The following is a 24,526-nucleotide window of genomic DNA, read 5'->3' as shown; positions in this document are numbered from 1 at the left end:
GGCCCTTGCGGGCCCTGAGCGGCCGTCCCTCGATCAGGGGCGATCGACGCGATGAATCTTCTCCGGGCTCATCTTCGGCGACCACGGCAGGCCACTGTTCTGCCAGCCGTTCTGCAGGCGGAAGCCGGCTTGAGGCCCTTCCTTGATGGCGTCGCCCTGGAAGCCATGGATGACGTAGCGCGCATTCGGGAAGCCGTTCTCGCGCAGGAAGTCGGCGCTCGGCTTTCCTCGCTCGCTGCCCGAGCGGCACAGGGTGATGATCTCGGCGTCTGCGCTCAGGCCGCGCCTGGCCAGTTCCAGCTTCACCTGATTGATGAAGTCGGGATTGCGGTACAGGCGGAACACGCCGCGCTCGGCGTTCCACTGCGTGCGATCGACCAGCATGAACGGCACGTTGGCATGGGCGGCGTCGGTTGAGCCGACGAACATGATCTCGACCGGGTCGCGGACGTCGAGGAACAGCACGTTCTGCTCGGCCTGCTGGATCTTGGCGTAGGTCTCCTTGGCCGAGATGCCGATGTCGGCGGCGTGGGCGGCGAGGCTGGCGAAGCCAATGGCGGCGGCGATCAGGAGTCTTTTCATCTTGCGTGTTCTCCGGTGATGGATCGGGGGGTCAGGCCTGGCGGCGCAGGCTTGCGGCGATCGGCCAGGCCAGCGCCGCGGCCACGGCGCCGAAGGCCGCTGCGTAGAAGAACAGGTTCATCCAGTCCACCCAGTAGCCCATGTTGGCGAAGGACGACTGGGTCATGGCCGGGGTGATGAAGAAAGTGATCGCCGTGGCGATGACGCCGATGACAAAAGCCGGCGCGATCGCCTTCTTCCAGCCGGCGCCCGGGCGGGTGGCGGCGAAGACCATCAGGGCCAGCCACAGCACCGCGGTGCCGATGACGGCGGGCAGGGACTGCAGCCCGAGTTCGAACAGGATGTTCAGGGTCAGCCAGATCTCGTACATGTCGTCTCTCCCCTCAGACCCGGCCCTTGGCCACGGCCATGTAGGCGGGCTTGAGCAGGCGGTATTTCATGACCCAGGCGAAGTAGCTGTCCTGCAGCGGGTCGATCATCGGCAGCGAGGGCGTCAGGTTGTTCTCGTAGTCGAACTCGACCAGCAGCGCCGAGCCCTCGCGCAGCAGCAGCGGGCATGAGGTGTAGCCGTCGAAGACCTGCGAGGGCTCGCGGCCGGCGATCACCTCGATCAGGTGCTGCGCCACGATCGGCGCGCTCTTCTTGACCGTGGCGGCGGTCTTGCCCTTGGCGGTGCCGTTGATGTCGCCGATGCCGAACACGTTGGGAAAGCGGCGGTGGCGCAGGGTCTTGGGGTCGACTTCCAGCCAGCCGCCAGCGGCAAAGCCACCTTCCTTCCACGACAGCGGGCTGTTCTTCACCGAGTCGGGTGCGCGCATCGGCGGCACGACGTGGATGAAGTCGTAGTCGATCTCGGTGCGTTCGCCTTCCGGGCTGCTCACGGTGGCGCGGCGGGCGCCGATGTCCACCGCCACCAGCTTGCTGTTGAAGGTGACCGGGATGTCCAGCCCCGCCCAGCGGCGCAGGACCTCCTCGTTGATGCGCGGCACGCTGAAGATGTTGCCCAGCGCGGAGTGGAAGTCGATCGTCGAGGCTTTGCGCGTGCCAGCTTGCTGCAGGCGGTCCGCGAGCATGAAGGTCATCTTCAGTGGCGCGCCAGCGCACTTCAACGGCGTCGCGGGCAGCGTCATCAGGGCGCGCCCGCCTTTCTGGCGGAACGTGTCCATCGCCTGCCAGGTCGCTTCGGCCGCCGCCGGGCTGGGATAGACGCAGCCCAGGCCGTGGGTGCCGATCGCGGCGACGTCCATGCCTTCGATCTGGGCGAAGTCCAGATGCAGGCCGGTGGCCACCACCAGGTAGTCGTACTCGATGCGGATGCCGCTGTCGGTGACGACCGCGTTGGCCTCGGGATCGAACTCCGCCACCATCTCGCGCACCCACTCCACACCGGCGGGCACCAGGTCGACATTGCGGTCGCTGACCTTGCCGACCGGCCAGATGCCGGTCGCCACCAAGGTGTAGCCGGGCTGGTAGTTGTGGATCTCCTTGCGGTCGATGATCGTGATCCTGGCGCCGTCCAGCTCGCGCGACAGGCGGCTCGCAAGGGCGAGGCCACCCAGACCGCTGCCGGCGATGACGATGCGCGCCGAAGTGCTCAGGGAAGCCTGGGCCGGACGGGCGCCCACGGCGAGGCCGCTGCCGGCGACCACCGGCAGCACGGATGCGCCGAACAGAAGGCGACGTCGGGTGGCATCGACGTCGGGCGTTGCGCAGGGGGATTCAGGCGTATCGGACATGTGTCTCTCCTTCCCGGTCGGGGATCTGTGCCATGCGCGCAGCCCCGTTTCTATCGTCGCTTCTTTTCCAATCATATAAGTATTTGATCAAATGGCCATGTTGTGATCAGGGCTATGTGACCGAGGTCACAGAGCGCCGCCCTGCAAGGAAGCGAGGCGGCCGACCGCCAGGCTGCCCGGACCCTGGCGCGCGAACTTCACCATCAGAACCATCTCGACGATCAGCAGCAGGGTGTAGAAGCCGACGAAGCCGGCGAGCGAGCCGTAAAGACTTTCCACCGTCAGCGTGGACACCGACAGGTGGGTGGGCAGCACGCCGTAGATCGTCCACGGTTGGCGGCCGTACTCGGCTACGAACCAGCCCATCTCGCATGCCAGCCACGGGATGGGCAGAAACCACAGGGCCCACTTGAGCAGCCAGCGACGCTCGGCGAAATCGCCCTTGATCGAGGACCACAGCGCCAGTCCGAACAGCGCCAGCATTGCGAAGCCCAGCGCCACCATGAACCAGGGAATGTGGATCAAGACTCGTGCCAGGGCCGCGAAATCGGCTGGATATGAGACGAATCAAGGCGCTGGCGGGCCAGTGGGCGGCTCGGGCGGCGTTTCCCGCCTCTGCGGTGTGCTGCAGGAATGGCAGAAAAGTGCCGAAATAATGCCAAGTTGGCAGTAAAGTGGGGCGCCTCGCTGAGGGAGGTGCTCCGAACCCAGTCCGTGAAGCGCCGCAACAATGCCGCTGTGACCCGCGCGGATCGTGGGCTTTCGGGGCGCGAGGGCTTTCTGGCCGGCCCTTGGTACAGTCCTCCGCGGAACTGGGCACAGGGTTTGCTTATATAGGCCCAGAGGCGGGGTCGAGTCGTGCACACCAGCTGGATCGTTCCCCTCTGCGATCACCCCCCCGGTGGTGGTGGCCGACGTTTTCCCCCGGCCCCGCTTCTCTTTTCAGCGCGCAAGCCTGCGCCAAGACATCGACCCCCGGAGACGCAGACCATGTCCGATACGCTCAAGGAGCGCCGCCGACTCCTCATCGCCAGCTCCAGTGCTGGAGCGGTTGCCGCAGCCGCGACCGCCGTCCCCTTCGTCGCCAGCCTGACGCCGTCCGAGCGTGCCCGCGCGGCCGGTGCCCCGGTCGAGGCCGAGGTCGGCAAGCTCGCCCCCGGCGAGATGATGACCGTGGAGTGGCGCGGCAAGCCGGTGTGGATCCTGCGCCGGACGCCGGAGATGATTGCCGGCCTCGAAGCGCACGAGGCACGGCTCGCCGACCCCGCGTCGGGCGAGCAGCAGCAGCCCGGCTATGCAGCCAATCGCCACCGTTCGATCAATCCCGAGTACCTGGTGGTGATCGGCATCTGCACCCACCTTGGCTGCTCGCCATCGGAGAAGTTCGCCTCAGGCGCGGCCAGCGGCATCGGCGCGGACTGGCCCGGCGGCTTCCTGTGCCCGTGCCACGGTTCGATCTTCGATCTGGCCGGACGCGTGTTCCTCAGCCAGCCGGCACCGACCAACCTCGAGATTCCGCCGCACAAGTGGCTGTCCGGGAGCCTGGTGCTGATCGGCGAGGACGACTCGACCACCGCCTGAGCCGGTGGCGGCCCGTCGTAAGCTGCCAACCCCTGGCGCGCGCCGCATTGCGCGAGGCGAAGTCAGCCAGCGCTGCGGCATTCCGCGGCGAGGGCGTTGAAGGCGTCGGCCTGGGTCATGAAGATGCGCCCGGACAGCCACGCTGTCACCCCGGCCCGGTCCAGGCGGTCGCGCACCGGACCTTTCAGTTCCGAGAGATGCAGCCGCAGGCCCTTGGCGCGCAGTTCGCGGTCGAGCTGCATCAGGACCTCGAGGCCGGTGAGGTCGATGCCATTGACCCCGCTCATCATCAGCACCACGTGGCGCAGGTTCGGGCGGCGCGCCAGGGCCGATGACAGGGTCTCGGAGATCCAGCGTGAGTTGGTGAACACCAGGCTCTCATCGACACGGATGGATAACACTTCCGGCAGCGTCTCGACCTCGAAGCGATTGACGTTGCGGAACACGTCGGTGCCGGCCAGGCGCCCGACCTCGGTCCAGTGCGGGCGGGCGGTGCGCTGCAGCAGCAGGCCGACGGCACCGACCACACCGGCGAGCAAGGCCTCCTTCACCCCCACCGTCAGTGTCAGCACCGCCACCATCAGCATTAGCGCGAACTCGGTACGCGAGTAGCGCCACGCCAGCACGAAGGGCGCGAAATCCACCAGCGACAGCACGGCGATGACGATCGTCGCCGCAAGCACCGCGCGCGGCAGGTCGTGCAGCACGTCGCCCAGCAGCGCGATCGCCACCGCGAGGAAGAGCGCGGTCCATACGCCGGCCATGCGCGTGCGCGCGCCGGCGTCGAAGTTGACGATGCTGCGCGCGAAGCCGCCGGTGACCGGCATGCCGCCGGACACGCTGGCCGCGGCGTTGGCCGCCGCCAGGCCGAAGAGTTCGCGTCGGGGCGACACCTTCTCGCCGCGGCGTGCGCCGAGGGCCTCGGCCACGGCGAGGCTCTCGACATACGCCACCAGTCCCAGCAGTACCGCCGGAGCGAGCAGTTCACGCCACACCGGCAAGGGCGCCGTCCACGGCATCGGGAAGGCCAGGCCCTCGCCGAGGCTGATGCCGCCCGACAGGACGACTCCCTCATTCAGGTGCGGGAAGCCGGCGACCCAGGCGATCGCAGCCGCGACCACGACGATGGGCGCGGTACGCGCCAGCAACTGCGCGGTCCGGGGCCTGAAGCCCAGGCCTTGCAGCACGGGGTTGCCGTGCCGGCGCAGGGCCCACAGCATCGCGAGCGCCAGCACGCCGATGAGTGCGGTGGTCGCATGGGGCAAAGGGTGACTGGCGCCGGCGAGCGACTGCCACAGTGCGACTACCGTGCTGCCGCCAGCCTGCACCCCCAGCAGTGCTGGCAACTGGCCGATCGCGATCACCAGCGCCGCGCCGGTGATGAAGCCGTGCAGCACCGGGGCGCCGAGCAGCGCCGCCAGCGTCTCGAGGCGGAACAGCGCGGCGACCAGGAACACCGCCGCCATCTCCAGCGCCAGCACCAGCGCCGCCAGGTGCGGCGTGACCTGATGCGCGGCGGCGACGCCGCCGACCGCCTGCGCCGTCATCATCGCCAGCACCGCGACCGGCCCCACGGCGAGGCTGGTGCTGGAGCCGAAGGCGGCGTAGGCGACGATCGGCAGCAGGCTCGCCATCACGCCCACCACCGGCGGCAGGCCGGCGAGCATGGCGTAGGCCAGGCTCTGCGGTACCAGCAGGATGGTGACGATAACTGCCGCGATCAGGTCGTCGGTCAGTGCGCTGCGTCGGTAGTCGTGCCAGCGCGCGAGCAGGGTGCGGGGGGCGGCGGCCGTCGTCGCGGGCATCGGGTGGCGCGCCTACAGCAGGTCGATCGGGATCTTCAGGTAATGCACGCCGTTATCCTCGGCCGGTGGCAGGTTGCCGGCGCGCACATTGACCTGGATCGCCGGCAGGATCAGCGTCGGCATGGCCAGCGTGCGGTCGCGCGCGGTGCGCATGGCGACGAAGTCGGCCTCGGTCACGCCGTCATGGACGTGGATGTTCTTCGCCCGCTGCTCGGCCACCGTGGTTTGCCACACCGGGGCGCGGTCGTCGGGCGGATAGTCGTGGCACAGGTGCAGGCGCGTTTCGGGCGGCAGCGACAGCACCTTGCGGATCGAGCGGAACAGCGTGGCCGCATCTCCGCCGGGGAAGTCGCAGCGCGCGGTGCCGTAGTCGGGCATGAACAGGGTGTCGCCGACGAAGGCGTCCTGGCCGACGATGTAGGTGAGGCAGGCCGGCGTGTGGCCGGGAGTGTGCATCACCTCGACCTCCAGCCCGCCAATGCGGAAGCGCTCGCCGTCCTCGAACAGGTGGTCGAACTCGGCGCCGTAGGTGTTCATGTCCTTGGCGTTGAAGATGTCCTTGAACACGCCCTGCACCTGGCGGATATGCGCGCCGATGCCGATCTTGCCGCCGAGCTGCTGCTTGAGGTAGGGCGCGGCCGAAAGGTGGTCGGCGTGGGCGTGGGTCTCGAGCAGCCAGTCGACTTGAAGCCCGGCGTCGCGCACGTGGGTGATGACGGCGTCGGCCGAGGTGCGCGATGTGCGTCCCGACTTGGGGTCGTAGTCGAGCACGCTGTCGATGATCGCGGCGCGTGCTGTCGCCGGGTCGGACACCACGTGGGTGACGGTGTTGGTGGCGGCGTCGAAGAAGGACCGGATGTCTGCCTGGGGCATGGGAAATCTCCTCATGTCGGTTCGTGGCTGAGTGGGCGTCTCACTCGGGCACGCAGATCTGGCCGCGGCTGGCGGCCCGCAGGGTCTTGAAGGCCAGCAGCGCGACGACGCCGCTCAGCACCGCGAGCATCAGCCAGGACAGCCCTGCATAGAAGGCCTGGCCGCTGCGCGCACTCATCTCGAAGGTGGCGATCGTCATGGCCGCCAGCGGGAAGGAATAGGCCCACGCCGAGATGAAGAACGGCAGGCGGAAGAAGCGCACCGCATTGCTCGCCAGCCAACGCAGCGCAACGCCGATCTCGACCGGCCCGCCGCCGGTGTGATGGGCCTTGAACCAGGCAATGGTGAGGCCCGCAATGCCCATCACGGTGGAGAGCAGGGCGACCGGGAAATGCGCAAGCCGCCCGCAATGAGCGTCGTGCGCAGCGGCGGGCGTGGTGGAGGAGGCGGGGGCGTTCATCGGTCTTCCTCGCAGTGATACAGCCCCACGCGCAGGCTCCCGCGATCGTGCTGGATTCCAGTCAGGCTGACTTCAAGCGCGGACGCTTGCGCCAGCACCGTGGTGGCGGTTGTGGCAGAGAGGAGGAATGCGAGCAGATGGGAGCTCATGGCGTGGGGCATCCGTTGATGATCAAGTGCGGTAGATCATCAGAATCCGATGACCTTGCGGTTCGGCTCCAGCAGAGCGGCGCCCATGTCGGCCGGCTTGGCCGGCTTGATGCCGTCCTTCAGGTCTTCGGCTTGCTTACCGCTGTTGGGCAGGTAGAGCGCGCACACCGAGGCGGTGGCGCCCTTCTTTAGCGCGCCGTCGAGCAGTTGCGCCGGTGTCACGTTGTTGGGCTTGAGCGCTTGGCCGCCGGCCCCCTTGAGGGCGAGGTCGCCGGCGTGATCGCAAAGCAGGATGTCGACCTGCGCGCCCTGTTCCTGCATCTGGTTGGCCAGCACCATGGCCATGCCCTGGGTCATCGGGCTCTGGGCGTTGAGGACAACGGTGACGGCGGGCTTGTCGGCGAGCGCGGCGGTGGAACCGAGGGCGATGGCGAGGGCAACGAGGGTTTTGTTCATGGTGGGATTCCTGTGGTGAGTCGGAAGGCGCCCGCAGGCCGGCGGCTACGAGTGGGTTTGCGGACGGGGTCCGGGCCGATCGGGATCAGCGGGCGAGTCATGCTGCAGGGCAGGGTGCTTACAGCGACCTGGTGGAGAAGTACCAGTCGACCGTGTTGTAGCCCTCGGTGGCGCGCTTGTCGGCCGCCTCGGCGGTCTTGGGCGGGGAGACGATCACGTCCTTGCCCGGGCACCAGTTTTCGGGCGTGGCCACACCGTGCGTGTCCGAGGTCTGCAGCGCCTGCAGCAGGCGGACGAACTCGTCGATGCTGCGGCCGTTGCTCATCGGGTAATACACCATGGCGCGCAGAACGCCGTTGGGGTCGATGAAGAAGGTCGCGCGCACGGCCTGGGTGTCGGCGGCGCCCGGATGGACCATGCCGTAGGCGCGGGCGACGTCCATCTTGATGTCCTCGATGATCGGGAACGGGATGTCGACGCCGAATTTCTCCTTGATGTTGCGCGTCCAGGCCAGGTGTGAGAACAGGCTGTCGATCGACAGGCCGAGCAGTTCGCAATTCATCTCGGCGAACTTGGGCGCGGCATTGGCGAAACCGATGAACTCGGTGGTGCACACCGGGGTGAAGTCGGCAGGGTGCGAGAACAGGATCAGCCACTTGCCGCGATAGTCCTCGAGCGAACGCTCACCGTGGGTGGTGCGGACACTGAAGGCAGGGGCCGGTTCGTTCAGGCGGGGGAAGCTGAATTGCGGTGCGTTTTCCATGATCGTGCTCCGTAGTGGTCTGGCTGAGGTATGGCAACGAAAGAATAAGTGAACTCTAATATTTGAGGGAAATTTGATTCCGAGATCTTCGGCATAGCAATTTCCAATGACGGTTCGATCCTGGAGTCATTGCTGTCAATCGATAACAGCAATTGACGTGCCACGAAGCACCGCCCAGTGCCTTTGCCGGCAGCCAGTGCATTACGGGGCCATCGCCCCGCGTCGGTGGTGTGGGCAGGTCTGCCAAGCTGTGACATGAATGGCGGCAGTGGCCGGGAATGGCAGTCATGGCCGTGGGTTCGGGCGCGCCCGGCGTGAAGTCCTGCGCGATCGCCGCCGCTGCCGCGGACCTGGCATGCGACTTGATAGGGAAGGGCTGACGGGCGTGGGCGGCTTCCTGCGCGAGCGCCCTTCAGTCCTTCCCGGAATCCGCGACATGCATCCAGACGACTTCCCGCAGGGCCCCGCCGCTGGGCTCGTTTTCATCCCCGTCGAAGGCCGGAGGAGCTCACTGATCGGCTATCTGCTAATGGCGACCGGATGTGGCGATGCACTCGTCATCGATCCGCCGCGCGGGGCGCGCCGAGCTCGACCAGATCGGTACGCAGTTTTCCCGGCTCGGCGTGCCTTACTCGAGGATCATCAGCAGCCCCTTCTGCCGTGCGCGGGAGAGTGCACGTCGGGTGTTCGGAGAGCCCGTCGAGGTCGACGCGCTGCTGATGTACACCGCGACGATGTCGGCGGCGGACAAGGCGCCGGCGGTTGCCCGCACGCGCGAGTGGCTGTCGACGCCCCTTGCGGCGGTGGGCGATAACCGGGTCGTGGTGGCGCACGGTCCGAACATTGCCGAGATCATGGATTACCTGCCGCGCGAGGCGACCCTGGTGATCTTCAGGCCGCAGGGTGCCGCCAATGAGGACGGTTTCGAGTACGTGGCGAGCATCGAACCGGAGCACTGGGCCGAGCTGTTGCAGGCACTGGGGCTGGAGCGGTGAGCATGGGACACCACGGCGGCGTGCGAGTTGGCGGGTCGTCTGTGGTCACGGCTTGGCATCGGAGGCGGCGGTCATGAAGGCCGGACGCAGCCTGCAGCTTCTGCTGCTGTTGCCGGTCAGCGTCGTGCTACTGGTGGCGCTGCTGGTGAACTACGGCGCGCTGTCCAGCGTGCGCGAGCAGTTCGACCTGTCCACCGGGGCGCAGGACAGCGATCTGGTCGTGATCGAGGAGGCGGCGCGATTCTCGCGTGACATGGGCCTCATCCAGCGCCAGATGGCGATTGCCTTCGATGGGGCAAGAACGGAGATGCTCGATGAGCTGCAGCTCTATCGCATGCACACGCGTATCGTCGAGGAGCTCGACGCCCTGGGCGAGCGGGTTCGCCATCTGGCCGAGTCAGGGCTGGTCATCGACGCCAATCATGACAGTGCGCGCCGGCTGATGGCGTCGATTGGCGAGTACAGGGGCTTCATCGCCATGACGACCGACGTGCTTGCCGTCAACCCCGCGGTCGCGGCCGATTTTCTCGAACAGGCACAGGCCCAGCACCGGGAGTTCTCGATCTTCTCGAGCCAGATCGTATCCCTGCTCGCCGAGCGCGCGCGCGATCGGAATGCGGCGCAGACCGCTCGCTTCGAGGGCGCCTTCCGTGGCGCGCTGCTGAGCGGGCTGATCCTGATGATCGGCCTGTTCGTGGTCGCGAGCCTGCTCGGTCGTCGCACGGGTGCGCGCATGGTCGATATCGCCGATGCATTGAGCACGCTCGCGCGCAGTGCCGAGGCGAGGATCCCGCTACCGCGCATCGAGGCGATGTACGCGGGTGGGCAGGGCGAGTTCGCGCGCATCGCCGGTACGCTGCTCAGTTTTCGCAATGCCATCGAGCGCCAGCGTAGCGCCGAGGAGCAGGCCTTTCAGCTCGCCTTCTACGATCCGCTGACCCGCTTGCCCAACCGGCGGCTGCTGCGCGAGCGCATGCGCAGCGTGCTGCTCGCCTGCGAGCAGCTATCGGGCCACGCAGGTATCGTCGTCCTCGACCTGGACGGCTTCAAGCGCATCAACGACGCCTATGGCCACGGTGTTGGCGACAAGCTGCTCGTTGAAGTGGCCGCCCGCCTGGCGCAGGTCGTCGGCGAGGGCAATACCCTCGCGCACCTGGGGGGTGACGAGTTTGCCATCCTGCTCGGACCGCTCAGCATGGATGCGGGCACCGCGGTGGGCGAGGTCGAGTCCTGCGCCGAACGGGTCTCTGCCGCACTCGAGCAGGCGTTCGAGATCGATGGCGTGCCCTTGTACGTGACGGCCAGCATTGGCGGCAGCCTGTTCGGCGCCGTCCTCGCCAACCTGGATGATCCGCTCAAGCATGCAGAGAACGCGATGTACCAGGCCAAGAGCGAAGGCCGCGGCAACCTGCGCTTCTTCGATCCGGTCATCCAGGCACAGCTCGAGGAGCGGGTCACGCTCGAGTCCGAGCTCAGCTCGGCGATCGAGCGTGACCCGCTCGAGCTCTTCTACCAGGTGCAGGTCGGCGAGCATGACCGGCTGCAGGGGGTCGAGGCCTTGCTGCGGTGGCGGCATCCGCTGCGGGGACTGGTGCCGCCCGCTGCCTTCATCGGCCTTGCCGAGGAGTCGGGCCTGATCCTGCCGATCGGCCATTGGGTGCTCGAGACGGCCTGCGCGCAGCTCCTTGCCTGGGCCAGGGATGCGCGAACCGCGCAATTGAGCATCGCGGTCAATGTCAGCGCCCGGCAGTTCCGCCAGGACGATTTCGTGCAGCAGGTCCGTGCGGTGCTCGAGCGCACTGGGGCGCCGCCCCGCAGGCTGAAGCTCGAGCTGACCGAGAGCACCGTGCTCGAGGACATCGAGGCGACGATCGTCAAGATGAAAGCCCTGCGCGCGCTCGGGGTGCGCTTCTCGATGGACGATTTCGGCACCGGCTACTCCTCGCTGCAGTACCTCAAGCGCCTGCCGCTCGATCAGCTGAAGATCGATCAGGCCTTCGTGCGCGACATCATCGATGACCCGGACGATGCCGTCATCGTGCAGGCAATCATCGCGATGAGCCACGCGCTCGGGCTCGAGGTCATCGCCGAAGGCGTGGAGACGCGCGACCAGCAGCAACTGCTCGGGCAGCAAGGCTGCAGGTTCTTGCAGGGCTACCTGTTCGGCAAGCCTGTTCCGCTCGACGAACTGGCGCTGCGGCTGCGTTGAGGCGTGGGGTGACGCCGCTGTCCGGCGCCCCACACGACGGTGTTCAATCCCAGGCCAGCGCGCCGCCCGTCTGATACTCCGTGACCCGCGTCTCGAAGAAGTTCTTCTCCTTGCGCAGGTTGGCCTGCTCGTCCAGCCAGGGCAGCAGGTTCTGCGCGCCGGGGAAGGGCTCGGCCAGGCCGAGCTGGCGGGCGCGGCGGTTGGCGATGTAGCGGAACTGGCCCATGTGCTGCGCCGCCGAGTAGCCGAGGATGGGCTCGCGCAGCAGATAGCCGGCGTAGGCGGCTTCGGCGGCCTCGGCTTCCTCCCACAGGCGGGCGAGCGCCGCCGGGTCGAGCTGCAGGTTTTCCTCGGCGATGAGTGTGCGCACGGTGCGGATGCCGAACGCGCAGTGCAGCACCTCGTCGCGCATGATGTACTGCAACTGCTCGGCCGTGCCCTTCATCAGCCCGCGCCGCTGCAGCGCGAAGATGGGGGTGAAGCCGTTGTAGAACCAGCAACCCTCGAAGATGGCGGCGAAGAAGAGGTAGGAGAGCGCGAATTCGTGCAGCTTGTCGCGGTCGGTGAGGTCGAAGTCGGCCCGCATCACGCGCTCGAGGCGGCGGTTGGCGAGCGCGATCTTGCCGTGGATCTCGGGCACGACGCGGTAGCGGTTGTAGATCTCCTGCTGGTCCAGACCCAGGCTTTCGATGCAGTGCTGATAGGTCCAGGTATGCAGGGCTTCCTCATACACCTGGCGGGCCTGGTAGATCTGCAGTTCGGGCGCGCTCATCTTTTCCATCACCGCGAGGCCGATGTTGCGCATGGCGAGGATGTCCGAGGTGGTCAGATAGGACAGCACGTTCTCGAACACATGGCGCTCGGCCGGGGTCAGGCGATGGTGGTAGTCGTGCACGTCCTGCGCCATGGAGATTTCCAGCGGCGTCCAGTGGTTCTTGTTGGCGTTGAGGAAGAACTCCCACGCCCAGGGGTACTTGAAGGGCGCGAGCTGGTTGATGTCACCCTTGCCATTGACGATGCGCTTGTCGGCAGCACGCACCGGCGCCAGTGCGCCCGGCCGGGCGTCGGCGGCGGACAGGGCGGGGCTGCGTGCGGCGCGGGCGTCCACACCGGAGGGGGCCGTGGTGGCGGTGGGCTCTGGTGTCGTGGCGGGCTTGGGGGCGCTGAGGACCGGGGCATCCCAGTCGTCGAAGAAGGCGGTCATTGGCAGGCCTCGCAGTCGGGGTCGAGGATGGAGCAGGCTTTGGGCGCCGGGTCGGCGCTGGCGGTGGCCGGCGTGGTGGTGCCGGTCTTCTCCATGGCGGTGGCGCCCAGGGTGCGCAGGTAGTAGGTGGTCTTGAGCCCGCGCAGCCAGGCCAGGCGGTAGAGCTCGTCGAGCTTGCGGCCCGACGCGGCGGCGACGTAGAGATTCAGCGACTGCGCCTGGTCGATCCACTTCTGCCGGCGCGAGGCGGCTTCCACCAGCCAGTGCGGCTCGATCTCGAAGGCGGTGGCGTAACGCGCCTTGAGTTCGGCGGGAATGCGCTCGATCGGGGCGAGCGAGCCGTCGAAGTACTTGAGGTCGGCCACCATCACTTCGTCCCACAGGCCGAGTGCCTTCAGCTCGCGCACCAGATGCGCGTTGACCACGGTGAACTCGCCCGACAGGTTGGACTTGACGTACAGGTTCTGGTAGTCCGGCTCGATCGAGGCGGACACGCCGACGATGTTGGAGATGGTCGCGGTCGGCGCGATGGCGACGCAGTTCGAGTTGCGCATGCCATGGCGGGCGATGCGTTCGCGTAGCGGGCCCCAGTCGAGCGCGGAGGAGCGGTCCACTTCGAGCAGGGCGCCGCCGCCCCCGTTGACACCCGTGTTGCTGAGTCGACCACGGCCCTCGGCCAGCAGCGCGAGGCTGTCCTGCGGCAGGATGCCCCGGTCCCACAGGCTGCCGCGGAAGCTGGAATACGGCCCGCGTGCCTCGGCCAGCTCGGTCGAGGCCCAGTAGGCGGCGTGGCAGACGGCTTCCATGGAACGATCGGCAAACTCGACCGCGGCATCCGATGCGTAGGCCAGCTCCATCATGTGCAGCGCGTCGGCGAAGCCCATGACGCCCAGGCCCACCGGGCGGTGGCGCAGGTTGGCGGCGCGTGCCTTGGGGGTGGCGTAGTAGTTGAGGTCGATGACGTTGTCGAGCAGGCGCATCGCGACGCGCACGGTGTGCTGCAGCTTGCCGTGGTCGAGCGTCCAGCGGCCGTCGCCGTCGCGCACCAGATGGGCGGGCAGGTTCACCGAGCCGAGGTTGCACACCGCGGTCTCGTCGGCCGAGGTGTTGAGCGTGATCTCGGTGCACAGGTTCGAGCCATGCACCACGCCCACGTGCTGCTGCGGCGAGCGCAGGTTGCAGGCGTCCTTGAAGGTGATCCACGGATGGCCGGTCTCGAACAGCATGGTCAGCATCTTGCGCCACAGCTGGATGGCCGGCAGGCGCTTGAAGAGGCGGATCTCGCCGCGCTCGGCCTTGTCCTCGTAGGCGCGGTAGGCCGCCTCGAAGTCCTGGCCGTAGCGCTCGTGCAGGTCGGGCACGTCGGCCGGCGAGAACAGCGTCCATTCGGCGTTCTCCAGCACGCGCTTGATGAACAGGTCGGGGATCCAGTTCGCGGTATTCATGTCGTGGGTGCGGCGGCGCTCGTCGCCGGTGTTCTTGCGCAGCTCGAGGAACTCCTCGATGTCGAGGTGCCAGGTCTCGAGGTAGGCGCACACCGCGCCCTTGCGCTTGCCGCCCTGGTTCACCGCCACCGCGGTGTCGTTGACCACCTTGAGGAAGGGGATCACGCCCTGGCTCTGGCCATTGGTGCCCTTGATGCGGCTGCCGAGCGCGCGCACCGGCGTCCAGTCGTTGCCCAGGCCGCCGGCGAACTTCTGCAGCAGGGCGTTCTCCTTGATCGACTGGTAGATGTCCTCGAGGCTGTCGGCCACCGTCGTCAGATAGCAGGACGACAGCTGCGCATGGCGGGTGCCGCTGTTGAACAGCGTCGGCGTGCTGCTCATGAAGTCGAAGCTCGACAGCAGCTCGTAGAACGCGATGGCCTGCGCCTCGCGGTCGATCTCGTTGATCGCCAGGCCCATCGCCACCCGCATGAAGAAGGTCTGCGGCAGCTCGATGCGGCGGCCGTCGATATGCAGGAAGTAGCGGTCGTAAAGGGTCTGCAGGCCGAGGTAGTCGAACTGCAGGTCGCGCTCGGGCCGGATCGCCGCGGCCAGGCGGGCGAGGTCGAAGTCGGCCAGGCGCGGATCGAGCAGCTCCGCCTCGATGCCCTGGCGGATGAAGGCGGGCAGGCAGGCGGCATAGCCGTGCTCGGGGTCGGCCATGTCGGCCTGCGCGGTTTCGCGCCCGATGACCTCGACGCGGATGGCCGACAGCAGCAGGCGGGCGGCGACACGGCCGTAGTCCGGCTCGCGCTCGATCAGCGTGCGCGCGGCCAGCACCAGCGCCTGGCGCACGGCGGCGACCGGCACGCCGTCGTAGAGGTTGTGCAGGGCGTGTTCGAGCACGGTGTCGGCGGACACCCCGTCCAGTCCCGCGCAGGCCTCGCGGCACACGGTGAGCAGGGCGGCGCGGTCGAGCGGGCGGCGCGCTTCGCCATCGACGACGTGCAGCACGGGGCCGGCGCCGCCCGCCTGCGCGTCGGCGTCCTTCTGCGCCGCGCGTTCGGCAGCGCGGCGTTCGCGGTAGAGCACGTAGGCGCGCGCGACGTCGTGCTCGCCCGAGCGCATCAGCGCCAGCTCGACCTGGTCCTGGATGTCCTCGATGTGCAGCATGCCGCCGTCGGGCAGGCGACGGGTGAGGGCGCCGACCACGGTATCGGTGAGTCGGGCCACGATGTCGCGCACGCGCGAGGACGCTGCGCCCTGGCGGCCCTCGACGGCGAGAAAGGCCTTGGTCATGGCGACGGCGATCTTGTTCGGATCGAAGGCAACGACGGCGCCATTGCGGCGGATGATCTGGAAGGCGGCGAGTTGCATGGCGCTATCACGTGCTTCGGCGGGAAGTCGGTCCACGGGTGGTCCTCGTCTGGGTGAGTGCGGATGAAACGGGTTACTGAGGGAAGGCGAGCTTCAGGCGGCCGCGAGGCTGATTGCGCTGGGGGCCGGGCAAGAGTGGGCGTCGTCGCCGGCGTGGGACTCGGCCCGCAGATCCAGCGTCAGGGGGGCGGTGTGGCTGCCGCCAGGCCGACGGAAGCCGCCGGCGGCAGCCATGTGGAGTACCGCCGGGCTGACGCTGTGACACACGATCCGGCCTGCGCCGTGCAGGCGGGCCAGTGCAATGACGTGGTTGAACATTGCTCGGCCCAGTCCGCGCTGGCGATGAGTTGCGGTGACGCTGAGCCCGAAGTCGACCTCCCCATCGCGCACCGCGACATGGGCGAGGGCGACGATGTCGCCTTGTGCGGTGCCCAGACCATGCACATGGTCGCGTGCGAAATCGAGCGTGGCGACGTAGGCGGCGATGCCTTCGTCGCGGATGCCGTGGCTGAAGCGCAGCAGGCGGTCATCGGCATCCAGCGCAAGAAGGTGTTCGAGGATGCGGGGGGCGTCGGCGGGGCCGAAGCGGAACATCGGCCTCAGAACGGCGCCCGTGGAATCGGTCGGCGGTGTCAGCGTTGCAGCGGGGCGGTCGACGGTGGACATGGCGGAGATCCGGTGCGGGCAGGGCGGATCTCCGACGCACGGGCGTGATGCGTCACGCGCATGGCAATGCCATGCGGTGCTGCCGTGCCATCAGGAAAACGAGCAAGTGAAATGGTGTGAGCCATGCCTCTTGTCAGGGACACCCCGCCCCAAACTGTTGAAGGTGATGTGCATGGCAGGTCTCCTGGCTCACGGGTCATCGCCTTGCGCCAGCCTTCCCGGAAAGATTCCAGTGGCAGAGAGGGCGCAGGACTCGCCGATTACAGTTGCGGGGGCAGCTCCGGGTTGGGCGCGCAGGGCGCCGCACCGGATTCCCTTTTCATGCCTGCCGATGACGGCAGACAACCATGAACGGGGCGCAGGGTAGCGCTGGCGCGCAGGGAATGTCAAACAGCTCGGCCACCGAGGCGGTGGATGTCGGCACCCCGCCATTGACCCGCACTCTGCCAGCGCGGCAGACTCCTGCCATCCGCACCGCCGCAAGTGACACATCATGCCGATCGATCCGCGTTCCAGTCCGCGTCCCCTCCCCGAGCTGGTGTCCTTTCTCGAGACCCTCGCCGAGCCACACATCCTGTGTGACCGCGACTACCGCATCATCGCGGCCAACGCGGCCTACCGGCGCGCCTTCTCGGAAGGGCGCAGCGTCGTCGGCAGGTCCTGCTACGACGTCAGCCACCACTACAGCGTGCCCTGTGATCACGCCGGCGAGTCCTGCCCGCTGGCGCGCAGCCTGAAGTCGGGCCAGCGCGAGCGCGTGCTGCATCTGCATCACACGCCGCGCGGGGAGGAGTACGTCAACATCGAGCTGTCGCCGGTGCGGGATTCGAGCGGTGAGATCGCCTGGTTCATCGAGAAGATGGAGCCCATGCATGTCGCGCGCGGGGTGTCCGACCACCGCGGCCTCATCGGCCGCTCGCCCGCCTTCCAGCGCATGCTCGAGTTGATCGCGCGCGTGGCCCCGTCGGATGCCAGCGTGTTGCTACAGGGCGAATCGGGGACGGGCAAGGAGCTGCTGGCGAGCGCGGTACACGAGGCCAGCCGGCGCGCCGAAGGCCCCTTCGTGGTGGTCGATTGCTCGGGCCTGCCCGAGACCCTGTTCGAGAGCGAGGTGTTCGGCCATGAACGCGGGGCCTTCACCGGCGCCACGGCGCGCAAGCCAGGACTGGTCGAGGCCGCCAGCGGCGGCACGCTGTTCCTCGACGAGGTGGGCGACATTCCGCTCAGCATGCAGGTGAAGCTGTTGCGGCTGCTCGAGACCGGCACCTATCGTCGCGTCGGTTCCACCGAGTTGCGCCGGGCCGACATACGCCTCGTGTCGGCCACGCATCGGCCACTCAAGCGGATGATCGCCGAGGGCAGCTTCCGGCAGGATTTGTACTTTCGCATCAACACCTTTCCGATCGCGGTGCCGGCCCTGCGCGAGCGCGAGGGCGACCTGGCGCTGCTGGTCGACTCCCTGCTCGAGCGCGTCGCGCCGAAACGTCGGCTGCGCCTGTCAGCCGCGGCCTTGCGGGTGCTGCAGGCCTATCCCTTCCCGGGCAACGTGCGCGAACTGCGCAATGTGCTCGAACGCGCCAGCCTGATGTGTGACGGCGAAACGATCGGTGTCGAGCACTTGCCAGAGGAGGTGCTGGTTCCCGAGGACCCGCATGCGCCCGCACAGGGAGACACGAGCGCAGCACCCGCCAGCAGCGCGACGCGGGCAGACCTGGACCTGGCGGAGGTGCAGCGACAGGCGCTGCTGCGCGCGGTGCGAAATCATCGCGGCAGCCGAAGCGAGCTTGCCCGGCGGCTGGGTCTCAGCGAACGGACCTTGTACCGGCGCCTGAAGGAACTGGACCTTACGGGGGGTGAGCCCTGAAGTGGGCGACTTCCGTGCAAGGACCCCGCCTGCCATGGGCGGGACTGCCATAGAGGGTGGGGCAAGCACACGCACGCGCGCCTGGCGCAGGTGCCGGCTCGAGGACTCAGCGACGGAAGTCTCGGTGGCAGGCCTTGCAGCTGTCCTGAACCGCTTCGTACGCGCGGCGCACCTCGGCCGCGTTGCGCCCTTCGGCCGCCTCGAACAGGCCGTCGGTGGTGGCGATGAAGTGCTCCCGCCGCTGTTCGAACTCTGCCGTCTTCTGCCACACCGCCGGCCTGGCCTTGGTCGGCGGGTAGTTGGTGTCGGCGCCGAAGTGAGCCCAGGGCTTGTCGCGCAAGGCCTTCAGCTCCAGCGCCATGCGCGCGAAGGTGTCGGCATCGTAGCGATCGGTGCGCAGCATCGTGCCCATCGGTTCGAAGGTGCGCAGCATGGCCTTGAAGGCCTCCTGGCGCTGCGTCACCGGCTTGTCGGGGTGGGTGTCCTCGACCTGCTGGGAGCAGGCGGCGAGGGCGAGCGTCGACAGGACGAGGAGGGCGAGGCGGGCAGGGGTGGTCATGGTGGGCATCAGCAATATCCGCAGAAGTAGGGGGCGCCGGCGTTGAGCGAACGGATTCTAAGGGATGCTGCTGTGCAAGAAAGTTCCCGGCGTTGCGCTCGCAGCCCTGGCTTGGGATCGATCCATCCCGCTGCGGCTGCGCATCGGCCTTGTTCAACGAGGGGGCGCACGCTAGGGTTCAGCCATGAGCCCATCCCGTCCCGACGCGCCCAGCGCCTTCGCCCCGACCACCGGCCTGCCGGGCCTCGATACCGTGCTCAGCGGCGTCGCCCGCGGCGACAACATCGTCTGGCAGGTGCAGTCGCTCGACGACTACCAGGCCCTCGTGACCCCCTACGCCGAGGCGGCGCGGGCACAACGGCGGCGGCTGATCTATTTCCGCTTCGCCTCCCACCGCGCCTTGCTCCAAGCTGACGGCGGTGCCGAGATCCACCACCCGCAGCCGCAGGCGGGCTTCGATGCTTTCGTCGACCAGGTGCATTCGGTGATCGAGGCGGCCGGTCCCGAGACCATGTACATCTTCGACTGCCTGTCGGAACTGGCCGATGCCTGGCAGTCGGACCGGATGATGGGCAACTTCTTCCGCCTGACCTGCCCGCGCCTGTTCGACCTTGATACCGTCACCTACTTTGCCGTGCTGCGCAACCGCCATGCCCGCGCCGGCATGGGCATGATCACCGACACCACGCAGTACCTGCTCGACGTCTTTCGCTGCCGCGATCGGCTCTACATCCGCCCGATCAAGGTGCAGCACCGTTCGGCGGCGGTGATGAACCTGATCCATGCGTGGGAGCCGGGTGACCATTTCCGCGCGGTGGCCGACAGCGGTACGGTGGCCGAGATCCTCGCCGGGTCAGGATGGCCGGGGCTGGGGGACGAACAGATCCGCAGCCACTGGCAGCATCTGTTCGATGCCGCGCGCACGGTCGCCGCCCTGCGCCACGCCGACGCACCGGATACCGGGGCGGAGGCGCAAGCCTTCGCGCGCCTTGCGCGCATGCTGTTTCCCGACGAGACCGGCCTGCAGAGGCTGATCGAGCGCTACCTCACGCTCGACGACCTGCTCGCGGTGCGTGCGCGCATGATCGGCATCGGCACCATCGGCGGCAAGGCGGCCGGCATGCTGGTAGCCCGCGCCGTGCTGCGCCGCGACGCGCCCGAACTGCACGGGCGGATGGAGGCCCACGACTCCTTCTACGTCGGCACCGAGGTGTTCGACACCTTCTTCGTGCAGAACGGCCTGTGGTGGGTGCGCCGTCGCCAGCGTGAGGCGGCTGGCTTCCTGCAGGGGCTGGCGGGCGAGGAGGGCGCCCGCGCCCGCATCCGGCGGGGCTTCTTTCCCGACAGCACGGTACGCCAGTTCGAGGCCATGCTGGATTACTTCGGCGAATGGCCCTTCATCGTGCGCTCGAGTTCGCGCCTCGAGGACCGCTACGGCAACGCCTTTGCCGGCCAGTACGACAGCGTGTTCTGCGTCAATCAGGGGCCGCGCGAGAAGCGGCTTGCCGATCTGCTGGACGCGGTGCGGGAGGTCTACGCCAGCACGCTGTCCGAGCAGGCGCTGCGCTACCGCCGCCGCCGCGGGCTGCTCGACGAGCACGAGCAGATGGCGCTGCTGATCATGCGCGTGTCGGGCACCGCCGGCGGGCGTTACTTCCATCCGCATGCCGCGGGCGTCGGCCTGTCGGTGAACCCCTATCCATGGAACCCGCGCATCGACATGAAGGCCGGCGTCGTGCGCCTGGTGGCCGGCCTCGGCACCCGCGCAGTGGATCGCAGCGATGACGATTACACGCGGCTGGTGGCGCTCAATGAACCGGATCTGCGCCCCGAGACCAACTTCGGCGCCATCGCCCGCCATGCCCAGCGGCGCATGGATACGCTCGATCTGGAGCGCAACGCGGTGATCAGCGGGCCCTTTGCCGAGCTGGTGCACGGCCAGCCGGATTTTCCCTTCGAGCTCTTCACCAGCCGTGAGGATCACGACCGCCCGGCCTTTCTCACCTTCGATGGTCTGATCGCGCGCACGCGCTTCGTCGATGACCTGCGCACCCTGCTCGCGGCGCTGCATGCGGCCTATGCCCATCCGGTGGAGATCGAGTTCGCGCTCAACTTCACGGCCGATGGCGGCTACCGCATCAACCTGCTGCAATGCCGGCCGATGCAGGTGCGCAGCGTGGAAGGCGTGCCCGATGCCGAGCCGCCGCCCGATGCACCGAAACTGCTCGCGGCCCGCGGCGCGGTGATCGGGCCGAGCCGGGTGATCCATCCGGATCGCGTCATCCATGTGCGGCCAGCGGCCTTCGGCGTCCTGAATCAGGCCCAGCGCCTGGCCGTGACGCGGGTGATCGGCCGCCTGAATGCGCGCTGCGACGGACGCTGCGTGCTGATGCTGGGGCCCGGGCGGTGGGGCTCGAAGGACCCCTTCCTCGGCCTGCCGGTGATGTTCTCCGAGATCAATCACGTCGCGGCGCTGTGCGAGATCGTCGCCATGCACGACAACCTGGTGCCCGACGTCTCCCTGGGCACGCACTTCCTGAACGAACTGATCGAGGCCGACCTGCTGTACTTCGCGCTGTTTCCGAAGCTGCCCGGCAACGAGCTGGACGAAGCCGCGATCCTGGCCTGGCCGAACCAGCTGGCGCTGCTGTCGCCCGCCGACGCCGAATGGGAGGCGGTGGTGCACGTGGCGGATCTGGCTGCGGGCGAACTGACGCTGTACGCCGACGCACTCGGACAGCGCCTGGCCGTCACCCGAGCGCCTGCGGCGGGCGAGGCGGCGCGCGCCTGAGCTGGGGTCAGGATGGGGCAAGGCGAGGGGGGCAAGACGAGAGGGGCGAGGCGAGGGTGTTCGCCGGCCTGACCGCGCGGGCGGCAAGAGGAAATTTCGCTGAGGGGCGTCGGCGCTTGATTCAGTTCAAGCCGAAACCGTGGATGAGTCGATAGCATGAGCGGCACTCGATTTTCCTCGGAGAAGTCCGCATGCGTTCCAAGCTCTCACTCGCCATGCTCCTGGCCGCCGTACTGGCCGGTCCCGCGCCCGTTCTCGCGGCCGACGCAGAACGCGCGGCGCCCAAGCTCGCAGACCCCGCCGACGAACTGCCCCGGCCCACCGACGAGCGTCTGCGCGCGGACATGAACACCTTGCGCAACACGATCGAGCAGCGTGTGCAGGCCCTGGGGCTGCAGGCGATGGTCGAGGCCGACTATGTCGAGCTTGCTGCCGAGATCGAGCGCCAGGTCGCGGCGATCAGCGCAGGCCGCGATTTCCACAACCGCGCCGGGCGCCACCTGCAGTGGCTGCTGGGCGACCTCGTCGATGGCGCCGGGCTGATGCGTGACGCACCGCGTGCGCCGGCCAAGCGCCTGGGCCTGATGCGGGTCGTCGAGACGCTCAATTTCTATGGGCGTGAGTACGACCATCCCGACTGGGCAAGCTTGAAGCTCTGAGCGGCTTGTCCGCTGAGGGCGCCAGCCCTTGCGAGCGGACTGGCAATCGATGGGCGCTGATATACTCCGACTTCTCCATTCACGCGAGTTGCCCGTCGGCATGCCGCTCAACATTCCGAATGCCCTGACCTGGGCACGCATCGTGCTGATTCCGATCTTTGTCGGCATCTTCTACCTGTCCGACAACCTGATGCCGGTGGCCACCAAGAACCTGGTGGCGACCGTCATCTTCGTCGTCGCGGCGGTGACGGACTGGTTCGACGGTTATCTCGCGCGCGCCCTGGGGCAGACCTCGGCCTTCGGCGCCTTTCTCGACCCCGTGGCCGACAAGCTGATGGTCGCCGCAGCGCTCATCCTGCTGGTCCAGTTGTCCCGTGTTGACGCGCTCATCGCGGTGGTCATCATCGGCCGCGAGATCACGATCTCGGCGCTGCGCGAATGGATGGCGCGGGTGGGGCAGTCGGCCAGCGTCGCGGTCGCCTACGTCGGCAAGCTCAAGACTGCCGCCCAGATGATCGCCATTCCCATGCTGCTCTTCAATGCGCCGCTCCTCGGTATCGACATCCGGCTCATCGGCAACATCCTGATCTACGTGGCTGCCGCCCTCACGCTGTGGTCCATGGGCTACTACCTGCATCGCGCGATGCCGCTGCTGCTCGACAAGCGTAGCGATCGAGGTTGACGAATACAAATTTTTGCCTATAATGGCGGTCTTTCCCGAGCGGGAATAGCTCAGTTGGTAGAGCGCAACCTTGCCAAGGTTGAGGTCGCGAGTTCGAGACTCGTTTCCCGCTCCAAGAATTCGCCGGCCAGGCGTTTGCCTGGCACGGAGGCTCCGGCAGGATCGGGAGCAGCCGGCCGAAACGGTCGTGGCGCGATGGCAGAGTGGTTATGCAGCGGCCTGCAAAGCCGTGTACCCCGGTTCGATTCCGAGTCGCGCCTCCAGCAGTAAAGTGGTTTTGTAGTGGTTGCGATGCGGTGCGGAAGTTGATATATTTCGCGCCCTGTCGTCAAAGCGGGAATAGCTCAGTTGGTAGAGCGCAACCTTGCCAAGGTTGAGGTCGCGAGTTCGAGACTCGTTTCCCGCTCCAGAATCCGAAGCCGGATGAGTACAATGTGCTCATCCGGCTTTTTCGTTCTGGGGTCCCGCTCCGTGCCCTCGCACGCCCCCGCTTTTCCCCTTCCGACCGACGCCGTGCTGCCCGACTACGGGGCAGGTGGCATCTACGGCCTCGCCAGCAGCCTGCGCGCCTGGCTGCACGACCGCCACGCGGGCTGGGAGGTGGGCGAGGTCGCCGCAGGCGAACGGGCGGTGGTCCTGCTGCTGGTGCTCGATGGGCTCGGCGATCGCTTCCTGACTACGCTCGGCGCCGGTTCGCTGCTGCAGGCGCATCGCCGAGCGTGCCTGAGCTCGGTCTTCCCCAGCACGACCGCCAGCGCGCTCACCACCTTGCTCACCGGGGTGTCGCCGGCGGTGCATGGGCTCAACGGCTGGTTCATCCACGACCGCCGTTTTGGCGGGGTGATTGCGCCGCTCCCGTTGATGCAGCGCGGCGGTGAGGAACTGGCCGCCCTTTGCCTGATGTCGCGCCTGTGTCCGACGCCGCCGATGTTTCATCACGCCTGCCGCCCGGTCAATCTGGTGTCGCCGGCCGACATCGCCTTCTCGCGCTTCTCGCGCCATCACGCCCGCGGCGCCCACGTCGAGCCCTACCAGGGCCTCGAGGACTTTGGATATACGATCCTGGCCATGGTCGATGCGCTGTCGGCCAGCGGCGGCCTGGTCCACGCGTACTACCCGAAGTTCGATGCCTTGAGCCACCATCACGGCTGTCGCTCGATCGAGGCCCGGCGCTGCTTCGCGCGCCTCGACGCCCTTTTCGGCTGGCTGCTGGATCGGCTGGCCGGTCGTGACGTGCGTGTGGTCGTGACCGCGGACCACGGCTTCATCGACAGCCCGGTCGAGCGGCGCATCGATCTCGCGCCCGATGGCGAGGTGGCCGACATGCTGGCGGCGCCGCTGTTCGGCGAGCGCAGGCTGGCCTTCTGCGAGGTACGCGACGGCGCCGAGCGCGATTTCGAGGCCTGGGCGCGCACGAGCCTCGCCGGCAGGGCGGTGATGATCAGTGGGGCGGAATGTCTGGCCTCGGGGCTGCTCGGCCCGGGCAAGCCGAACGCGCGCCTTGCCGAGCGGGTGGGCACCCATGTGCTGTTAATGGAGCCGGGCTGGACGATCGTCGATCAGGTCGAGGGCGAGGAGCCGTTCGAGCTCATCGGCGTGCATGGCGGGCTGACAGCGGACGAAATGCGGGTGCCGCTGATCACGGCGCGCACCTGAACCTGCGCGGCGCCTGACGAGGGCGCCGGCGAGTC

General features: G+C 67.7%; 22 protein-coding genes, 3 tRNA genes and 1 riboswitch. Of the genes, 11 read left to right on the top strand and 14 right to left on the bottom strand.

Annotated elements, in window-relative coordinates:
• Positions 1 to 33: 33 nt before the first annotated feature.
• From PLC66_RS05075 to PLC66_RS05060, 4 genes are all read right to left on the bottom strand, one after another.
• Entirely contained in the window at positions 34 to 582 is a 549-nt protein-coding gene (locus PLC66_RS05075) for a rhodanese-like domain-containing protein (protein WP_324538154.1), read from the bottom strand.
• Between the two features lie 31 nt (positions 583 to 613).
• The gene (locus PLC66_RS05070; RefSeq protein ID WP_324538153.1) at positions 614 to 952 is read right to left on the bottom strand and encodes a hypothetical protein; all 339 of its coding nucleotides are present in this window, start codon (positions 950 to 952) and stop codon (positions 614 to 616) included.
• A 13-nt stretch (positions 953 to 965) separates the two neighbouring features.
• Complete coding sequence (locus tag PLC66_RS05065) at positions 966 to 2,318, bottom strand: NAD(P)/FAD-dependent oxidoreductase (protein ID WP_324538152.1); 1,353 nt, start codon at positions 2,316 to 2,318, stop codon at positions 966 to 968.
• A 126-nt stretch (positions 2,319 to 2,444) separates the two neighbouring features.
• Positions 2,445 to 2,843, bottom strand: coding sequence for a cytochrome ubiquinol oxidase subunit I (locus PLC66_RS05060; RefSeq protein WP_324538151.1), 399 nt, complete (start codon positions 2,841 to 2,843; stop codon positions 2,445 to 2,447).
• A 465-nt stretch (positions 2,844 to 3,308) separates the two neighbouring features.
• Here PLC66_RS05060 and petA point away from each other — a divergent pair, with 465 nt between their 5' ends.
• Entirely contained in the window at positions 3,309 to 3,899 is a 591-nt protein-coding gene (gene petA, locus PLC66_RS05055) for a ubiquinol-cytochrome c reductase iron-sulfur subunit (RefSeq protein ID WP_324538150.1), read from the top strand.
• A 62-nt stretch (positions 3,900 to 3,961) separates the two neighbouring features.
• On the opposite strand, the gene PLC66_RS05050 is transcribed toward petA, so the two are convergent.
• From PLC66_RS05050 to PLC66_RS05025, 6 genes are all read right to left on the bottom strand, one after another.
• Positions 3,962 to 5,704: a SulP family inorganic anion transporter gene (locus tag PLC66_RS05050; RefSeq protein WP_324538149.1), complete on the bottom strand. Its 1,743-nt coding sequence runs from the start codon at positions 5,702 to 5,704 to the stop codon at positions 3,962 to 3,964.
• A 12-nt stretch (positions 5,705 to 5,716) separates the two neighbouring features.
• Positions 5,717 to 6,577 carry an MBL fold metallo-hydrolase gene (locus PLC66_RS05045; protein ID WP_324538148.1) on the bottom strand — a complete coding sequence of 287 codons (861 nt, stop codon included), beginning with the start codon at positions 6,575 to 6,577 and terminating at the stop codon, positions 5,717 to 5,719.
• A gap of 40 nt (positions 6,578 to 6,617) precedes the next feature.
• Positions 6,618 to 7,037 (bottom strand): SLAC1 family transporter, encoded by a 420-nt coding sequence (locus tag PLC66_RS05040; RefSeq protein WP_324538147.1) that lies wholly within the window; start codon positions 7,035 to 7,037, stop codon positions 6,618 to 6,620.
• Positions 7,034 to 7,186: a hypothetical protein gene (locus PLC66_RS05035; protein WP_324538146.1), complete on the bottom strand. Its 153-nt coding sequence runs from the start codon at positions 7,184 to 7,186 to the stop codon at positions 7,034 to 7,036. Before PLC66_RS05035 ends, PLC66_RS05040 begins: the two co-directional genes overlap by 4 nt.
• Positions 7,187 to 7,225: 39 nt before the next feature.
• Entirely contained in the window at positions 7,226 to 7,642 is a 417-nt protein-coding gene (locus PLC66_RS05030; RefSeq protein ID WP_324538145.1) for a DsrE family protein, read from the bottom strand.
• A 118-nt stretch (positions 7,643 to 7,760) separates the two neighbouring features.
• Positions 7,761 to 8,405 (bottom strand): peroxiredoxin, encoded by a 645-nt coding sequence (locus PLC66_RS05025; RefSeq protein ID WP_324538144.1) that lies wholly within the window; start codon positions 8,403 to 8,405, stop codon positions 7,761 to 7,763.
• A gap of 548 nt (positions 8,406 to 8,953) precedes the next feature.
• Here PLC66_RS05025 and PLC66_RS05020 point away from each other — a divergent pair.
• Entirely contained in the window at positions 8,954 to 9,400 is a 447-nt protein-coding gene (locus PLC66_RS05020) for a histidine phosphatase family protein (RefSeq protein ID WP_324538143.1), read from the top strand.
• 73 nt (positions 9,401 to 9,473) lie between these two features.
• Positions 9,474 to 11,609 (top strand): putative bifunctional diguanylate cyclase/phosphodiesterase, encoded by a 2,136-nt coding sequence (locus PLC66_RS05015; RefSeq protein ID WP_324538142.1) that lies wholly within the window; start codon positions 9,474 to 9,476, stop codon positions 11,607 to 11,609.
• Positions 11,610 to 11,652: 43 nt separating this feature from the next.
• Here the strand turns inward: PLC66_RS05015 and PLC66_RS05010 are convergent, their stop codons facing one another.
• Genes PLC66_RS05010 through PLC66_RS05000 form a run of 3 tightly spaced genes read right to left on the bottom strand, consistent with a single transcriptional unit; the run spans position 11,653 to position 16,280 of the window.
• The gene (locus tag PLC66_RS05010; RefSeq protein ID WP_324538141.1) at positions 11,653 to 12,813 is read right to left on the bottom strand and encodes a ribonucleotide-diphosphate reductase subunit beta; all 1,161 of its coding nucleotides are present in this window, start codon (positions 12,811 to 12,813) and stop codon (positions 11,653 to 11,655) included.
• Entirely contained in the window at positions 12,810 to 15,650 is a 2,841-nt protein-coding gene (locus tag PLC66_RS05005; RefSeq protein WP_324538140.1) for a ribonucleoside-diphosphate reductase subunit alpha, read from the bottom strand. Before PLC66_RS05005 ends, PLC66_RS05010 begins: the two co-directional genes overlap by 4 nt.
• A 57-nt stretch (positions 15,651 to 15,707) precedes the next feature.
• A complete protein-coding gene (locus tag PLC66_RS05000; protein WP_324538139.1) occupies positions 15,708 to 16,280 on the bottom strand; it encodes a GNAT family N-acetyltransferase in 573 nt (190 codons plus the stop codon).
• Between the two features lie 157 nt (positions 16,281 to 16,437).
• Positions 16,438 to 16,645, bottom strand: a riboswitch (cobalamin riboswitch).
• Between the two features lie 128 nt (positions 16,646 to 16,773).
• On the opposite strand from PLC66_RS05000, the gene PLC66_RS04995 reads away from it, so the two are divergent.
• Positions 16,774 to 18,144: a sigma-54 interaction domain-containing protein gene (locus tag PLC66_RS04995; protein WP_324538138.1), complete on the top strand. Its 1,371-nt coding sequence runs from the start codon at positions 16,774 to 16,776 to the stop codon at positions 18,142 to 18,144.
• Positions 18,145 to 18,250: 106 nt separating this feature from the next.
• Here PLC66_RS04995 and PLC66_RS04990 read toward each other — a convergent pair whose 3' ends face one another.
• On the bottom strand, positions 18,251 to 18,712 hold the full coding sequence (locus PLC66_RS04990) for a c-type cytochrome (protein WP_324538137.1): 462 nt from the start codon (positions 18,710 to 18,712) through the stop codon (positions 18,251 to 18,253).
• A 175-nt stretch (positions 18,713 to 18,887) separates the two neighbouring features.
• On the opposite strand from PLC66_RS04990, the gene PLC66_RS04985 reads away from it, so the two are divergent.
• The 7 genes from PLC66_RS04985 to PLC66_RS04955 all read left to right on the top strand — a co-directional run bounded on the left by PLC66_RS04985 (position 18,888) and on the right by PLC66_RS04955 (position 24,491).
• On the top strand, positions 18,888 to 21,494 hold the full coding sequence (locus tag PLC66_RS04985) for a PEP/pyruvate-binding domain-containing protein (RefSeq protein ID WP_324538136.1): 2,607 nt from the start codon (positions 18,888 to 18,890) through the stop codon (positions 21,492 to 21,494).
• Positions 21,495 to 21,685: 191 nt separating this feature from the next.
• Positions 21,686 to 22,153, top strand: coding sequence for a hypothetical protein (locus tag PLC66_RS04980; RefSeq protein WP_324538135.1), 468 nt, complete (start codon positions 21,686 to 21,688; stop codon positions 22,151 to 22,153).
• 100 nt (positions 22,154 to 22,253) lie between these two features.
• Positions 22,254 to 22,835 carry a CDP-diacylglycerol--glycerol-3-phosphate 3-phosphatidyltransferase gene (gene pgsA / locus PLC66_RS04975; RefSeq protein ID WP_324538134.1) on the top strand — a complete coding sequence of 194 codons (582 nt, stop codon included), beginning with the start codon at positions 22,254 to 22,256 and terminating at the stop codon, positions 22,833 to 22,835.
• A gap of 39 nt (positions 22,836 to 22,874) precedes the next feature.
• Positions 22,875 to 22,950: transfer RNA gene (locus tag PLC66_RS04970), tRNA-Gly, on the top strand.
• A gap of 74 nt (positions 22,951 to 23,024) precedes the next feature.
• A tRNA-Cys gene (locus tag PLC66_RS04965) sits at positions 23,025 to 23,098 on the top strand.
• Positions 23,099 to 23,168: 70 nt separating this feature from the next.
• Positions 23,169 to 23,244: transfer RNA gene (locus tag PLC66_RS04960), tRNA-Gly, on the top strand.
• A 104-nt stretch (positions 23,245 to 23,348) separates the two neighbouring features.
• On the top strand, positions 23,349 to 24,491 hold the full coding sequence (locus tag PLC66_RS04955) for an alkaline phosphatase family protein (protein WP_324538133.1): 1,143 nt from the start codon (positions 23,349 to 23,351) through the stop codon (positions 24,489 to 24,491).
• The last annotated feature ends 35 nt before the right edge of the window (positions 24,492 to 24,526 follow it).

The organism is Thauera sp. (assembly GCF_035444905.1).
Classification (GTDB): domain Bacteria; phylum Pseudomonadota; class Gammaproteobacteria; order Burkholderiales; family Rhodocyclaceae; genus Thauera.
Note: the sequence above shows the minus strand (reverse complement) of the source record. Positions and strands in the feature narration are given on the sequence as shown.

Excerpts from the sequence above, each read along its gene's own strand:
- pgsA (WP_324538134.1), top strand. The coding sequence starts at position 22,254 with ATGCCGCTCAACATTCCGAATGCCCTGACCTGGGCACGCATCGTGCTG.
- PLC66_RS05040 (WP_324538147.1), bottom strand. The coding sequence starts at position 7,037 with ATGAACGCCCCCGCCTCCTCCACCACGCCCGCCGCTGCGCACGACGCT.
- PLC66_RS04990 (WP_324538137.1), bottom strand. The coding sequence starts at position 18,712 with ATGCCCACCATGACCACCCCTGCCCGCCTCGCCCTCCTCGTCCTGTCG.
- PLC66_RS05050 (WP_324538149.1), bottom strand. The coding sequence starts at position 5,704 with ATGCCCGCGACGACGGCCGCCGCCCCCCGCACCCTGCTCGCGCGCTGG.
- PLC66_RS05000 (WP_324538139.1), bottom strand. The coding sequence starts at position 16,280 with ATGTCCACCGTCGACCGCCCCGCTGCAACGCTGACACCGCCGACCGAT.
- PLC66_RS04995 (WP_324538138.1), top strand. The coding sequence starts at position 16,774 with ATGCCGATCGATCCGCGTTCCAGTCCGCGTCCCCTCCCCGAGCTGGTG.
- PLC66_RS04985 (WP_324538136.1), top strand. The coding sequence starts at position 18,888 with ATGAGCCCATCCCGTCCCGACGCGCCCAGCGCCTTCGCCCCGACCACC.
- PLC66_RS05075 (WP_324538154.1), bottom strand. The coding sequence starts at position 582 with ATGAAAAGACTCCTGATCGCCGCCGCCATTGGCTTCGCCAGCCTCGCC.
- PLC66_RS05010 (WP_324538141.1), bottom strand. The coding sequence starts at position 12,813 with ATGACCGCCTTCTTCGACGACTGGGATGCCCCGGTCCTCAGCGCCCCC.
- PLC66_RS05035 (WP_324538146.1), bottom strand. The coding sequence starts at position 7,186 with ATGAGCTCCCATCTGCTCGCATTCCTCCTCTCTGCCACAACCGCCACC.
- PLC66_RS04980 (WP_324538135.1), top strand. The coding sequence starts at position 21,686 with ATGCGTTCCAAGCTCTCACTCGCCATGCTCCTGGCCGCCGTACTGGCC.
- PLC66_RS05070 (WP_324538153.1), bottom strand. The coding sequence starts at position 952 with ATGTACGAGATCTGGCTGACCCTGAACATCCTGTTCGAACTCGGGCTG.
- PLC66_RS05030 (WP_324538145.1), bottom strand. The coding sequence starts at position 7,642 with ATGAACAAAACCCTCGTTGCCCTCGCCATCGCCCTCGGTTCCACCGCC.
- PLC66_RS05065 (WP_324538152.1), bottom strand. The coding sequence starts at position 2,318 with ATGTCCGATACGCCTGAATCCCCCTGCGCAACGCCCGACGTCGATGCC.
- PLC66_RS05020 (WP_324538143.1), top strand. The coding sequence starts at position 8,954 with ATGCACTCGTCATCGATCCGCCGCGCGGGGCGCGCCGAGCTCGACCAG.
- petA (WP_324538150.1), top strand. The coding sequence starts at position 3,309 with ATGTCCGATACGCTCAAGGAGCGCCGCCGACTCCTCATCGCCAGCTCC.
- PLC66_RS05025 (WP_324538144.1), bottom strand. The coding sequence starts at position 8,405 with ATGGAAAACGCACCGCAATTCAGCTTCCCCCGCCTGAACGAACCGGCC.
- PLC66_RS05045 (WP_324538148.1), bottom strand. The coding sequence starts at position 6,577 with ATGCCCCAGGCAGACATCCGGTCCTTCTTCGACGCCGCCACCAACACC.
- PLC66_RS05015 (WP_324538142.1), top strand. The coding sequence starts at position 9,474 with ATGAAGGCCGGACGCAGCCTGCAGCTTCTGCTGCTGTTGCCGGTCAGC.